Here is a 13764-nt window from a genome sequence, read left to right on the forward strand (position 1 = left end):
ACAAGAAGGCTATAAGCATTCATTATTTCTTGGCAGTCTTTAGTCTTATATAAGACATAAATTGGTAAGCAACATGTGTCGCCTACTTCACCTCAAATCCCTAAAAGGAAAACAATAATGTCATCTACTATCCCAGCTGTCGGCTTTGGCCTTTGGAAAGTACCCAACGAAGTGTGTGCTGAAACAGTTTATCAAGCAATCAAAACAGGCTATCGGCACATTGACAGTGCCAGTGATTATGGCAATGAAAAAGAAACGGGCGAAGGCATCAAGCGAGCAATTGAAGATGGCATTTGTACACGTGAAGAGCTTTGGATTACGACTAAACTTTGGAACACTTACCACAACCAAGAAAACGTTGTCCCAGCTCTAGAGTTCTCACTTAAAGAATTGCAATTAGAGTACGTGGACCTTTTCTTAATCCATTTCCCTATTGCGCAAGAATTCGTTCCTTTTGAAACCCGTTACCCAGCAGAATGGTTCTTTGATCCTAAAGCACAAAATCCAGAAATAAAACTGGCACCTGTACCATTAAGCGAAACATGGGCTGGTATGGAGGTAACGATCGAAAAAGGCTTAACGAAGCAAATCGGTGTGTGCAACTATACGTCTGGTCTACTGCATGATTTGATGAACTACGCTAAAATCAAACCGTCTGTTCTGCAAATTGAGTCACATCCTTACCTAACACAAGAACGTTTAATTCGCTTGGCAAAACACTACAACTTAGAAGTGACTGCTTTCTCTCCTTTAGGGGCTTTGTCTTATCTTGAATTAGACATGGCTGGTGCACAAGAATCCGTTCTGGAACAAGCGGTTGTAAAAGCTGCGGCTGAACGTGTTGGCCGTACACCTGCTCAAGTGGTCTTACGTTGGGGCGTTCAACGTGGCACATCTATCATTCCTAAAACAAGCAAGCCAGAACGTATGATCGAAAACCTATCTTTGTTTGATTTTGAATTAAGCGAAGAAGAAATGACGGCTATTTCAGCATTAAACAGCAACCGTCGATTTAACGATCCAGGCAATTTCTGTGAAGAAGCGTTCAATACTTTCTACCCAATTTATGACTAAGGAGTAAAATATGTCTACGACTATCCATTTTGCTCAAGTAGAAACTCAGCACCAATATGATGGACTGGATTTTCCTAGAATTGTTACCAATCAAGATCAGATTGAATCTGTTGATCTTGCGTGTGATTGGGTAACCGCTAATTTGGCTCAATTAAAAAAAGAATTGGCTCAATCAGGTGTGGTGCTATTTAGGGGCTTCCCTCTTCACAGCGCTGAAGATTTTGACAAATTTTCGGCTGCATTTGGCTTTGAACCCTTTACTTATAAAGAGTCTTTATCCAATGCCGTTCGCATTAACTTTACGGAACGTGTGTTTACCGCCAATGAAGCTCCTAAAGATGTCGAGATTTTCTTGCATCATGAAATGGCACAAACACCAATTTCACCAGATAAGCTTTTCTTCTTCTGCTTGTCGCCAGCAGATCAAGGCGGTGCAACGCCAGTTTGTCGCTCTGACCGTCTTTTTCAAAAGATGCAAGACGTGGCACCTGAGCTAGCACAAGCAATGGAAAAGAAAGGCTTAAAATACACCACAACCATGCCCGGTGAAAACGATGAGAACTCCGGTCAAGGCCGTAGCTGGAAAAGCACTCTAGACTGCACGAGTATTGCCGATGCAGAAGAAAAGCTAAGTCAACTGGGTTACTCATGGGAATGGCTTTCTGATGGCGGGCTCAAAGCAACCACACCAATATTACCTGCGGTAGTAGAATTAGAAAACGGCATCAAAGTTTTCTATAACCAACTGATCGCAGCATATATGGGTTGGAAAGGCGTTCGTGAGAACCCATCGAAAGCCATCACGTACGGTGACAACAGCTTGATCAGTGCCGAAGATTTGGAACTCATAAACAGTCTGTCTGGTGAATTTACCTTCGACGTAGATTGGCAAGCAGCAGATATGGCATTAGTGGATAATCACATGGCCATGCACGGTCGCCGCCCTTACAGTGGTGAAAGCAAACGACAAGTTTTAGTTGCCTTAGGCAAAAACGACTAACCTTATATCTGCTCTACAAACCTTCGATGCTATTTTATCGATCTTTATTTTTTATAGGTAAGATCCAAAAAGGCATCGGAGGTTTACCACTACAATGAATTTCTAGGCCGTTATTAAAATAGTCAACGATCAATAATATTCTCTATAACGCCAATAGTATGCCCATAAGATCAATGGATCTTCCTACTCTTCCTTTACATCACTAACCTCTCCGCCTTTCTTTTTCTCTATTAAATAGGGTTAGCAACTACCCTAACTTCGTTACTTATCGTTATTTCTCGTTACTTCTCATGAATAAAGCCTTAACCCTAAGTAGAATATCTGCTATGTTGATTTTATTACCCTTACTTATCATATGGAGTTTATTATGAATAAAAGGCTCAACGTATTATCGATTACCCTAGCAGCGCTTGCTCTAAGTGCTGGATCTTTGAGTGCAGCCGACGTAGATAAAAGTATTGAAATGCGCCAATCCTATATGCAACTGATCGCTTTTAATGTCGGTATTGTAGGTAGTATGGCAAAAGGGAAAACAGAATACGACTCTACTGTCGCTTTACAAGCAGCAAACAATTTAGACTTACTTTCTAAGATAAATTATCAGTCTATGTGGCCGGAAGGATCAAGCAACACCGATTATAATCATACTCGCGCCAAAGAAAAAATCTGGAGTGATGCTGAAGGCTTTGCCACAAAACACACAAACTTTGCAAACAGCGCACAAAATTTAGTCAACTTAGCCGATAAAGGCTTAAACAATTTACGAGTAGGCATGAAAGAATTGGGCGGGTCGTGTGGCGGCTGTCATCAAGGTTACCGTACTAAAAAATAATTTGGCGAATGCATCTTATTAAATAAACGAAACTGCGTACATTGAACTGACTAATAAGGCTGAATAAAATCGGCCCTGTATGCTAGATGCATTATTAGCATAGCTATTTTATAGGTGCCCTATCATGTCTACTTGGATCAATATTGTCACGGCCTCTTTTATTACAGGCGCCACTGCCTTCTGGATATTAACAGACCCAAATGCTCCTATTACCAATGAGCAAGTATCTCAACTAACCACGAACGTAGATCAAGGAAAAAATATATTTAATATAGGCGGATGTGTCTCTTGTCACGTATCCAAACTGTCGGAAGAACAAGGAGATATGATCAGACTAGCAGGAGGAAAACGGTTTAAAACAGAATTTGGCACCTTCATTGCGCCAAATATTACTCCCGATAAGGAAACAGGTATTGGTAATTGGACGACCGCTCAATTTGCCAATGCAATGATTCACGGCGTGTCACCTAGCAACGAGCACTACTACCCTGCCTTTCCTTATACTTCTTACGCTCGCATGGCATTGCAAGACGTTGTTAATTTAAAAGCATATATGGATACTCTGCCAGCTATTGTTCAGCAAAACGCAGAACATGATCTGTCATTCCCTTTTACCATCCGTCGTGGTCTAGGACTTTGGAAACAATTGCACTTAGACGACAGCGCTGTAGTCACACTTAACACAGCAGATCCAACAGTTCTACGCGGTCAATATCTAGTAGAAGGCCCAGGCCATTGTGGTGAATGCCACAGCCCGCGAAATCAAATTGGTGGGTTGGATTATAGTAACTGGTTAATGGGAGCAAGTAGCCCGGACGGAAAAGGCAGAATCCCTAGTATTAGCCCCCATGATTCAGGCATTTCAGAATGGAGCCAAGAAGACATTGCTGAATATCTAGCATCTGGTTTCACACCAGAATACGATTCCGCAGGCGGTGATATGACAGAGGTAATTGAAAACACCAGCAAGCTACCTGAGTCAGATCGAGATGCTATTGCAGCGTACCTGAAAGCTTTACCATAACCTATTGCGGCACATAATGTAGAGGGTATTTTAAATCGATCTAGCCTTTTAAGATCGAATTGTTTCTTTGTTTTTCACCTTAACATTGTTATTAATGTCCTTACTCTGACAAATTAATTCATCCCCAGCATCTGCTCTCGAGGATTTAGCCAACCTGTCATACAACAAGACATTTACAGATGCAGCAAGATTCATACAGCCTATTGTGGGTACAAACACCACATAATCGGCTCTATCGACAATATCTTGCCCAATGGTGTTGTCTTCTGGGCCAAATATGTACAAGGCTTTTTCAGGATGCTCAAAAGCAGGTAAAGACGTTGCCCCTTGAATTAAATCCACACAAACAATTTTCACCTCTTTGTCCACAGCATCAATTAGATTATCCGCACCCAATAATTGAATATTCATAAGAGGAATCGATACTCGTGCCTTTTTAGTATCCGTAGTTAACTTCGCAGCCCGATCATAACGATGCCCCGTATATAACACTTGATCAACACCATAACACCCAGCAGCACGCATAACAGAACCAACATTGGAGGTGCTTTTCGGGTTTGTTAAACCAATACTTACAAATTCATTCTTCATATAAAATTTTATTTTCTAAAATACAAAAAACATCTCTTAATTGAGTCATCCTACTACAGACACATTCAAATTAGAGTCGTTTTATATTCTTTTGGGCCTTTCTACAAGATAAAACTCACTTTAACTGACGCACTGTCTTTTATTCACCTTGGAATTCAAGTAATAAACGCAACACTCATTCTTAGGTTATTCAATATGTAAATGGAATGATTGGCTGGCTACAGACAACCCATTAATTAGAATTTCCACCTTATGTTCACCCGGATAATATTTTCGAGTTGTTATGGGTTTAATCCCATGAGCTTTATTAATTAACAGCGTTTGACCTTGCTTCAATGTTACATTTTTTAGTTTAAAAACTTTCGCACTGCTAGCACCGTTTGCTTTTACGAAGTGGATGGCATAATCCACAACAAATGTCTGCGTATTAGTAGACACACTTGCCGAAGATAAATCAGACAAAGTCTCATTAAGCAAAGAAGAATCCGTTAAAGACAGTTCAAAGTTGAGACTTTCACCCAATTTTATTAAAGCTTCCGTCACAACTAACGTACTTACCACCATGGGCTTATCCGTATAACCCAATAACGCAAACACCGCTGGATGACCTTGCTTCACCAAAGTACGAGTTGCGTGGTTAATCACCCATTGAACGTCATCGGGCACCTTACCTTTGAATTCTTGCTGCCAACTATTACAAAGATCAATCACCACATCTGGGTGGTCTTTTGCAATATCATTTAAGTGATTCGCCACAGATCGACGCACATACAAACTGCTGTCCGCTTTCAATGCATTTAAGTAAACCAACGTTGGTGTCGGATCAAGAACAAAGGGTTTTAGCTGAATACCCCATGGTAATCGTGGTCTTGTACCTTCAGAAGCCAAGCGCCTTACGTGCTCATCCGTGTCATCACACCACTGCAAAAAATACCCATGGCACACATCAGGATACGCCAAAATAAAGGGGCGAATAGCAAACTCAGCGGAAAACAACGGCGTTAAGGTTTTCATCAGAGGCAACGCAACATCTGGGTGAGATAGACCATGCTCCGCAATGTAATCAATCAAGGGCCACGCCGCAAAACTCCGTAACGCATCGCCCTCTTCACCAAAATCCCAAATCGGTACAATGTTCGACAATACAGCCGCCGCCTCTGGAAAGTCACTCGGTAAATGCCGATGCAATATAGAAATAATGTAAGCAACGCGCTCTTTTAACTCCAGAGACTCAACCCCATCTGCGCACTCATTCAAAAAAGCAATCTTATCAAAATCCACCAATACACTGTCTAACGCACACGCCAACCGAGAAAACGCAGGCGCGGACAAACCGTTCTTCATTAATTCCACAGGAGATCACCTTTTAAATGTAACGAGTTTATAGTGAAAGGGGTAAGAAGCCGCCACCAGTTGCCATTGTAAACATTCACAAAAGAGCAAGCTCGAATGATGATATTTGCTATTCCAATGATCCATTCATTGGTCGTAGACGCCAGACTCGATCAAAGCGATACTCACAATGCTATTTCAGCCACCACTCTTCACCTGATAAGTTTTCTATTTAACAACAAAGAGTAGTGAAATCTTAAGCATAAAAAAACCCAGTGATTAGTCAAACTAACAACTGGGCTTCTAATATGGTGGGCCTGCCGTGACTCGAACACGGGACCTGCCGATTATGAGTCGGATGCTCTAACCAACTGAGCTACAGGCCCTAAAACGGAGTGCATTTTATCCATTAAAATGATAACTGCCAAGTACTAATTTGCATTTTTTTCATTTAATTCATTCTGTTGGCGCATGTATTTCAAAATGCTTCGTTGTAATGTGATTTTCTGGTATCGCTGTTTGCCATACGTTCAATGCGCCTTTTTGAATTTCACCGGGGGATTTACCGACCACTTTTTTAAAGGCTCGTCGAAATGCGGTTTCACTCTGATAACCTAACTGGGAGCTCAGTTCGGCTGTCTTCGTACCATTCTGCAATTCTTGGTACGCCAGCCGCATTCGCCATAGGGTTAAGTATTCCATTGGCGGCGAGCCTACTTTTTGACGAAAGAGCGTATTAAACGCACTTCTGGACATGCCTGCCGTCATAGCGAGTCGGCCCACTGTCCATGGTTGATCGGGGCTTTCGTGAATGGCCACCAGCGCTCGTGCCAGTTTATCGTCGGATAAAGCGGCTAATACACCAAAATTCAACCGTTTTTGCTGCATTAATAAACGTAGGAGTTGCACTAATATGGCTTCCGATAAGCGTTCTGACACCACTTGATAGCCACATTTATGTTGATCAATCTCGACCATTAGCAAAGTAAAAATAGCCGTCAGTGTTTTTGCTATGCTGTCCTCCCCTCTTAATACGAGAATACGCGATCCTGTGTCTAAAAAAGGGTTTAACGCCACATTGCCAAAGTCGTACTCACAAACAATGATAGACACATGGTCGCCAATCAGACGCAGAGTATCCCCTGATGCCAGCCAAATAAGACTGCCTTTAGGAAAGGTGTTTAACGACAAAGCATCTAATAACTGGACTAAAGAGTCATTTTGTACGGGTGAAGTTAATTCTTCCGCACCCTCTATTACAACGTCATCACTGCATACATAGATGAGATAAGCATGCTTCGGATCAAAAGAAACTGACGTTTCACATTCGGTAAATTGCATCCTTTGCACGTGTTTTATTTTAGGACGAAACCGATTTAAGACAGAAGAAAGACGATCCATAAGCACACCAAAAACCTAAAAAGCGAGAATAAGCCAATCAATATTGCACTATCTGCTACAAAAAATACACAATATGACGCAGATAAATTCAAAGGCATCCATTATTCTGAATGCTTCACAGATAAGATCATTAAAAACAACAAGGCATAACGCAATCAGCCTTCACTCTTTTTACATCTGCTTTTTATTATCTCAGAATTGGAGAAAACACCATGACCGTGTTAAAAACAAGACAGTCCACACCTGAATTAACCGTGAGTACATTAACCGGACTTTGGTCTCTAGTGGATCAAACACCGACGAATTTCACCATGATTGTTGTGTATCGTGGCTTACATTGCCCTTTGTGCAAAACCTATCTTGCAGAATTGAATCGTATGAGCAATGACTTCGCTGAAGCAGGCGTATCCGTTGTTGTACTAAGCAGCGACAGTCAAGAACGCGCTCAAACAGCAATGGACGAATGGAAATTACCAAACCTAACATTGGGCTATGGTCTAACACCTGAACAGTCCCAAGCATGGGGCTTACATCGTTCAGCAGGTCGCGGCTTAACGAGCATTGGTATTGAAGAGCCTGCTGAGTTTACTGAACCGGGCCTGTTCCTTGTTAAACCAGATGGCACGCTATACTGGAGCAACATCAGCACAATGCCGTTTGCTCGCCCCCATTTCAAGGAAGTACTAGGTGCGGTTAATTTTGTTATTGATAAAAACTACCCTGCTCGTGGCGAATTAGTCTAATCTGATTGTAGGGGGCTGTACAAAGCAATGTAACCAACAGCTCAATTTAAACCCAGAACAGAGTTGTCTGTCATTAACCTTAATTTTGGTTATTAAAGAACAATCGGCATGTCACTCTTACTCGTCGTTAGCAAGCTGAAATTCAGTTTGTTAGCGACGCTCTTTGCTTTAAGTCACTGGCTGCTATTCAATTGCCTCTCATTAGCCCAATATTCTACTGCCATCTCTCTTAATCGAATACAAAGAAACACAAGCCCTTTCCGTAAACATGGAGAATAAACAACGGTCATTCTAGACTTTCGCTATAATGTAAATGAGCCAACATAAGATAAGGGGTGAGTGATGATGAATCCAGCGCTGGAGCCGAGTCATAATTGGAGAATATTACTGCAACTGCGATCCATCACTGTGGTGGGGCAAGCCGCCGCCATACTGTTCCTGTTCTTGTTTTTTGATGACTATACAAATGTCTCCATTATGGGAGCCGTGATTGCGGTATATGCCATTATTAATAGTATTTTATGGATACAACTGCGTAACCCCGACTTACCGGGAAACCTATCTTACTTTTTGCAGTTATGGCTCGATGTTCTGGAATTATCCATCATGTTTTATTTCAGTGGTGGGACAACTAACCCTTTTATTTTCTATTTCCTTGTGCCAATTAGCATTGCTGCCGTTGTATTACCCTTGCGTTACGTGCTCACCTTATCTGCATTTTGTGTCCTAGCGTTTAGTCTATTGATGAATTTCTCTCACCCGCTACCTGAATTCGATGAAACCCACATGAATATCACCCTTTCAGAATGGGGAATGTGGTTTAACTTCACACTGAGTGCGGTCTTTATTTCGACTTTTTTAAGCCATATAGTGAACCACATGAAACGCAAACAAATGTGGCTTTCTGATAATAGAGAACAATTACTACAAGATGAGCAAGTATTAGCCATTGCCACTCACGCAGCAGGCACAGCCCATGAGTTAGGCACGCCTTTAAACAGCATGAAACTCATTGTGGAAGAATTGATTGTCGATGCCAATGCAAACCTTATCCTGCAAAGTATCAATAAAGAAGAAATAATAGAAACCAGCCAACGAACCTTGGAAGATGCCCAACAACTTAAAGATCAAATAGACCTTTGCAGTAAAATATTGCGTAAATTAAGTGAAGAAGCCCAAATCACGGATGACTGGCACAATGAAAGCATTGAAGCGAAAGAATACATTGAAGACATTATCGAAAAATGGCGCATCCTTAGACCAGAAGTAGAGGCAACAATTACCTTTATGGACACTGTATCACCGAACATTCAAGTTGATACAACATTAAACCAAGCTCTCATCAATTTGTTAAACAATGCTGGAGACGCCAACCCTAAAAACATAGAGATCTTCTCTCACTGGAACAAAAGTGTTTTTACCTTAACCATTAAAGACAAAGGGCCGGGAATATCCACAGAGGTGTTAAAACGGTTAGGCCAACAATTAACCACGACAAAAGATGGTATGGGTATTGGTTTCTTTCTTTCAAATGCGTCTGTTTCACGCCGTGGTGGCACCGTCGCGTTGTATCCCGTTGAAGAAGGTGGCACCATAACGGAAGTAACCTTACCCATTGTTTAACACATTGACCTAAGCAGCATGAATCAAAAGCTATTAATTATAGATGACGATGCAGTACTAATCTCTACACTGAAAAGAGCCATGGAAAGGCGAGGTTTAACCGTCAATACCGCGCTCAATAGCAGCGCTGCCATTAAGCATTTACAACAAGAAAAACATGACTTTGCCACTCTGGACTTAAAACTGGAAAAAGAATCAGGGCTGACTGTCATTGAGCAGATTCTCGCCATCCAACCTACTTTAAAAATTGTCGTATTAACAGGATACGCCAGCATCCCCAGTACAGTTGAAGCAATTAAGCGCGGCGCTCAAGACTACCTTTGCAAGCCCGCTTCTGGTGATGATATTTTTGCGGCATTAACAGGTAATAAAACGTCGGAAGTAGAAATTGCATCAAAACCACTGTCTGTTGATCGAGTTGAATGGGAGCACATTCAACGTGTCATGGCTGAGCAGGATGGAAACATTTCAGCGACAGCACGCGCGCTGGGAATGCACCGTCGCACACTTCAAAGAAAGCTGCAAAAGCACCCTTTAGATAACAGTTAAACCGCCTTTTTTGACGATCCAATGACACGTAAACAGTACTTATGTGTCATTGGATCGTCATCGCTTATCTGGTATACTGTAGCGCGATCTCACTTGGATATTATCCTTTTCGCTTATATAAAAGCAGCATGTGCGCCTAAAGCTCGGCATGCACATAAATGTAGATCGCCCTTCTTTTGAACTCATAAACTCAACTAGGATTCTGACGGAATGTCTAAATCGAATATTAAGAACGATTTGTTATCGGGTCTTACCGTTGCTCTAGCCTTAGTGCCAGAAGCTGTCGCTTTTGCCTTTGTGGCAGGTGTTGCACCTTTGGTAGGTCTGTATGCTGCTGCTATCGTAGGCTTTATTACTTCTGCAATCGGGGGGCGACCTGGAATGATTTCAGGAGCAACAGGGGCATTAGCCGTTGTAATGGTGTCTTTGGTTGCTCAACATGGAGTCGAATATCTGTTTGCCGCCGTTGTATTAATGGGTCTCATCCAGATTGTTGCGGGTGTTTTCAAACTAGGGAAGTTTATCCGTATTGTTCCTTACCCTGTTATGCTTGGTTTTGTGAACGGACTCGCTATCGTTATATTCCTTGCTCAGCTGGGCCAATTTAAAATACCGAATGCGGATGGTAGTTTATCTTGGTTAACTGGATCGGACTTATTCACTATGTTGGGCTTAGTTGGCCTGACAATGGCAATCATCCATTTCCTACCCAAGTTAACCAAAGCCATTCCATCCTCTTTGGCGGCCATTGTTGTAGTAACGCTTTTGGTAACACTTTTAGACCTTCCTACTCGTACTGTTGTCGATTTCTTAGCGTCAATGACAGGTGATGTTGAGGCGTCTATTGCCGCTGGGTTACCAAGCTTCTCTATTCCTATGGTGCCTTTAACTTGGGAAACATTGCGCATTATTGCACCATACTCCTTCATTCTGGCAGCAATTGGTTTGATCGAATCATTGTTAACATTGCGTCTAATTGATGAAATGACACAGACCCATGGCCAAAGTAACAAAGAATGTGTGGCACAAGGTACAGCGAACATCGTCACAGGCTTCTTCGGTGGCATGGGCGGTTGTGCAATGATCGGCCAGAGCATGATCAATATTAACTCGGGTGGCCGTGGCCGTTTATCCGGCATTTCCGCAGCGGTTGCACTGATGCTGTTTATTCTATTCGGTGCTTTCCTAATTGAACAAATTCCACTGGCTGCGCTGGTGGGGGTCATGTTTATGGTGGTGATTGGCACGTTTGAATGGTCAAGCTTCCGTATCATCAAAAAAGTCCCCAAGCACGATGCCTTCGTATTAATCTTAGTGTCCACGGTAACCGTGTTTACTGACTTGGCCATTGCGGTTTTTGTAGGTGTTATCGTGTCGGCTCTGGTTTTCGCTTGGGAACATGCGAAACACATTCAAGCCAATACACGTATTGATGAGAATGGCTGGAAAGTATATGACCTTAACGGCCCGCTTTTCTTCGGCTCTGTCAGCCACTTCCTAGAAATTTTCGATCAAAAAAATGACCCATCTGACGTGGTTGTTGAATTCAAAAACGCCCGCGTTGTCGATCATTCTGGTTTAGAAGCCATCGACGCACTTGCAGAACGCTATGAAAAAGAAGGCAAAAGATTGCACATTCGCCATTTAAGCCGCGAATGTCATACTCTTCTTAAGCAAGCAGGTTCATTAGTCGAAGTGAACTATCTAGAAGACCCTGACTACCAAGTAGCAACAGACAAACTAGACTAATTGTTCAAATGGGCTATTACCAATAGCCCATTCATTCGGCGCTTGGCTTTAAGTCTGAATTTAAGATAGCAAAAAGACCGACTAAGTTGATTAGTCGGTCTTTTTTTGCTCTGTTTAACATACGACTTTTAGAGCGCTCAGTTTCAATCCGTTCTGTTACATTCCTTTTTTTAAAAGCACTGTTGCGACGTCTCACGCCCAATGACGAAGGGATTGATGGCTCTCTCGGCTCGGTTATTATCAATGTTAGCCGTTGATTATACTAATCTTTCGTATTACTCGCAGACGCGTTATCGACATTTAAACGCACCTCGAAATTATTAAACAATCACATGGTTGACCTGAATCGCTCTATACCATTTATTCTAACCTATTGAAATATATAAGTTAACTGTATGACCTATAAAGATCGAATACTGAGAACATATCTAAGAATGAGATTGTAGCGAATGATTGTATACAAGATTACATTTATAAATGTTAAAACTCGATAAGACTCCACAGCCATAACCTTGGATTGTCCCTGAATAAAAAAGAAACATTTTATTGGAAGACCTCTAATTGACCGACCAAAAAAGGTTGACCACTACAGACACTTACTTAATACCATAGAAGATTTAACTATTACTAACTTCATCCATATACGCAGCCAAGGCAAAATCTTTCTTGCTAATCCCCCATTCATCATGAGTCGTTAATTGCACGAATACTTTACTGTAAACATTCAATCATTCAGGATGATGATTATTTAAACCAACCTTTGTTAATTTTGTATTGCTCATCACGGTCCTTAAAAATTACTAATTAATAAGTTAATTGCTAAAGCTAAAAAAACGACACTTGAAATTTTATTTAAAATAGTTTGAATGCTAGGTTTGGTAGAGATTACAGCACTTAAAAAGCCAGATAAATAAGCTATTAGACTAAATGAAGTAAAGGCAACAATCGTAAAAATCAACCCTAGGTATAAAAACTGTAAAGAGACAGATAGAGCACCTTCATAGGTACTAGTAAATTGAGGTAAAAACGCTAAAAAGAAAATAATAACTTTGGGGTTTGATAGATTCATTATCGCTCCCTTTTGAATTAGTTTATTTGCCTTTATCACTTCACTTTTTAAATTAGGTAACGATTCAGACTTCGTATTAAATGCCCCCCATGCGAGATAAGTTAAGTAACTGGCGCCAAATAGCCGAATTATTTCAATGGCAATAGGGCTCGCTTTTATTAAAGCTGAAATCCCAAAAAAAACTAATAAGGTATGGATAAGTAACCCAATACAGAGCCCAAGAGTAATATAGACACCTACTTTTCGACCGTTTATCGCGGATTGGCTTAAAATCAATATATTATCTGGTCCAGGAGAAAAACATAATAGAGTTGAGATCATAATAAACGTAATTATAATTTCTGGTGACATCATCGACTCCACTTAGTTACGCATTTTTATTAGACTCTTGTTGAGGATATAACGATCTAAAATCACCTTGTTTTTTTGCCTTTTCTATGTCAATTTTAATTTTCTCTTCCGTTATTTCAGTTATTTTCTCAAAGCCACTAATGTTAAAATAAACGTTTGGTAGCACCTGAATTCAAGTCCGAAGTGCGACACTTTTCACTTCAAGCAACTAAGCAAATGTTCTAAAAATTACGGCTGGTTGTTGCTTGAGCCCTAAACACTTCCTTGGACGATTTTTTATTCGTCTTATCGTGAAGTCTATTCTCTCCTCTGTAACACGTCTTAAATTCGTACCTTTGGACACATATTGCCTCAGAAGGCCGTTGCTATTTTCATTCGTTCCACGTTTTGGGCTTGAGAGCGTGTTTTTAGTAAGATTTAGGCATT

The 13764-nt window shown here is 41.2% G+C and carries 14 protein-coding genes, 1 tRNA gene and 1 pseudogene; 8 read left to right on the forward strand and 8 right to left on the reverse strand.

Annotation, left to right across the window (positions count from 1 at the left end; genetic code table 11):
• The first annotated feature begins 117 nt into the window (after positions 1 to 117).
• The 4 genes from ACMUMJ_RS08090 (at position 118) to ACMUMJ_RS08105 (ending at position 3930) form a co-directional block, all read left to right on the forward strand.
• Entirely contained in the window at positions 118 to 1074 is a 957-nt protein-coding gene (locus tag ACMUMJ_RS08090; RefSeq protein WP_414678313.1) for an aldo/keto reductase, read from the forward strand.
• 10 nt (positions 1075 to 1084) lie between these two features.
• A complete protein-coding gene (locus tag ACMUMJ_RS08095; protein ID WP_414678314.1) occupies positions 1085 to 2074 on the forward strand; it encodes a TauD/TfdA family dioxygenase in 990 nt (329 codons plus the stop codon).
• A gap of 367 nt (positions 2075 to 2441) precedes the next feature.
• Entirely contained in the window at positions 2442 to 2906 is a 465-nt protein-coding gene (locus ACMUMJ_RS08100) for a c-type cytochrome (protein WP_414678315.1), read from the forward strand.
• A 124-nt stretch (positions 2907 to 3030) separates the two neighbouring features.
• A complete protein-coding gene (locus tag ACMUMJ_RS08105; protein ID WP_414678316.1) occupies positions 3031 to 3930 on the forward strand; it encodes a c-type cytochrome in 900 nt (299 codons plus the stop codon).
• A gap of 48 nt (positions 3931 to 3978) precedes the next feature.
• Here the strand turns inward: ACMUMJ_RS08105 and ACMUMJ_RS08110 are convergent, their stop codons facing one another.
• From ACMUMJ_RS08110 to ACMUMJ_RS08125, 4 genes are all read right to left on the reverse strand, one after another.
• Positions 3979 to 4521, reverse strand: a complete 543-nt coding sequence (locus ACMUMJ_RS08110; protein ID WP_414678317.1) for an RNA methyltransferase — start codon at positions 4519 to 4521, stop codon at positions 3979 to 3981.
• Positions 4522 to 4707: 186 nt separating this feature from the next.
• On the reverse strand, positions 4708 to 5865 hold the full coding sequence (locus ACMUMJ_RS08115; protein WP_527195818.1) for a DNA alkylation repair protein: 1158 nt from the start codon (positions 5863 to 5865) through the stop codon (positions 4708 to 4710).
• 297 nt (positions 5866 to 6162) lie between these two features.
• A tRNA-Ile gene (locus ACMUMJ_RS08120) sits at positions 6163 to 6239 on the reverse strand.
• A 70-nt stretch (positions 6240 to 6309) separates the two neighbouring features.
• Entirely contained in the window at positions 6310 to 7254 is a 945-nt protein-coding gene (locus ACMUMJ_RS08125; RefSeq protein ID WP_414678319.1) for a helix-turn-helix transcriptional regulator, read from the reverse strand.
• 212 nt (positions 7255 to 7466) lie between these two features.
• On the opposite strand from ACMUMJ_RS08125, the gene ACMUMJ_RS08130 reads away from it, so the two are divergent.
• The 4 genes from ACMUMJ_RS08130 to ACMUMJ_RS08145 all read left to right on the forward strand — a co-directional run bounded on the left by ACMUMJ_RS08130 (position 7467) and on the right by ACMUMJ_RS08145 (position 11918).
• Positions 7467 to 7997, forward strand: a complete 531-nt coding sequence (locus ACMUMJ_RS08130; protein WP_414678320.1) for a redoxin domain-containing protein — start codon at positions 7467 to 7469, stop codon at positions 7995 to 7997.
• A 342-nt stretch (positions 7998 to 8339) separates the two neighbouring features.
• Positions 8340 to 9620 carry an ATP-binding protein gene (locus ACMUMJ_RS08135; protein ID WP_414678321.1) on the forward strand — a complete coding sequence of 427 codons (1281 nt, stop codon included), beginning with the start codon at positions 8340 to 8342 and terminating at the stop codon, positions 9618 to 9620.
• Between the two features lie 18 nt (positions 9621 to 9638).
• Complete coding sequence (locus ACMUMJ_RS08140; protein ID WP_414678322.1) at positions 9639 to 10169, forward strand: response regulator transcription factor; 531 nt, start codon at positions 9639 to 9641, stop codon at positions 10167 to 10169.
• Positions 10170 to 10379: 210 nt separating this feature from the next.
• Positions 10380 to 11918: a SulP family inorganic anion transporter gene (locus ACMUMJ_RS08145; protein ID WP_414678323.1), complete on the forward strand. Its 1539-nt coding sequence runs from the start codon at positions 10380 to 10382 to the stop codon at positions 11916 to 11918.
• A 170-nt stretch (positions 11919 to 12088) separates the two neighbouring features.
• Here ACMUMJ_RS08145 and ACMUMJ_RS08150 read toward each other — a convergent pair whose 3' ends face one another.
• The 4 genes and pseudogenes from ACMUMJ_RS08150 to ACMUMJ_RS16875 form a co-directional block, all read right to left on the reverse strand.
• Positions 12089 to 12163 carry a hypothetical protein gene (locus tag ACMUMJ_RS08150; RefSeq protein ID WP_414678388.1) on the reverse strand — a complete coding sequence of 25 codons (75 nt, stop codon included), beginning with the start codon at positions 12161 to 12163 and terminating at the stop codon, positions 12089 to 12091.
• Between the two features lie 372 nt (positions 12164 to 12535).
• Complete coding sequence (locus ACMUMJ_RS08155) at positions 12536 to 12646, reverse strand: 4a-hydroxytetrahydrobiopterin dehydratase (protein WP_414678324.1); 111 nt, start codon at positions 12644 to 12646, stop codon at positions 12536 to 12538.
• Between the two features lie 62 nt (positions 12647 to 12708).
• Entirely contained in the window at positions 12709 to 13338 is a 630-nt protein-coding gene (locus ACMUMJ_RS08160) for a LysE family translocator (RefSeq protein ID WP_414678325.1), read from the reverse strand.
• A 200-nt stretch (positions 13339 to 13538) separates the two neighbouring features.
• Positions 13539 to 13735, reverse strand: a pseudogene (locus ACMUMJ_RS16875) (IS30 family transposase); the annotation flags it as partial.
• Between the last annotated feature and the right edge of the window lie 29 nt (positions 13736 to 13764).

The organism is Marinomonas phycocola (assembly GCF_047525455.1).
Lineage (GTDB): Bacteria > Pseudomonadota > Gammaproteobacteria > Pseudomonadales > Marinomonadaceae > Marinomonas.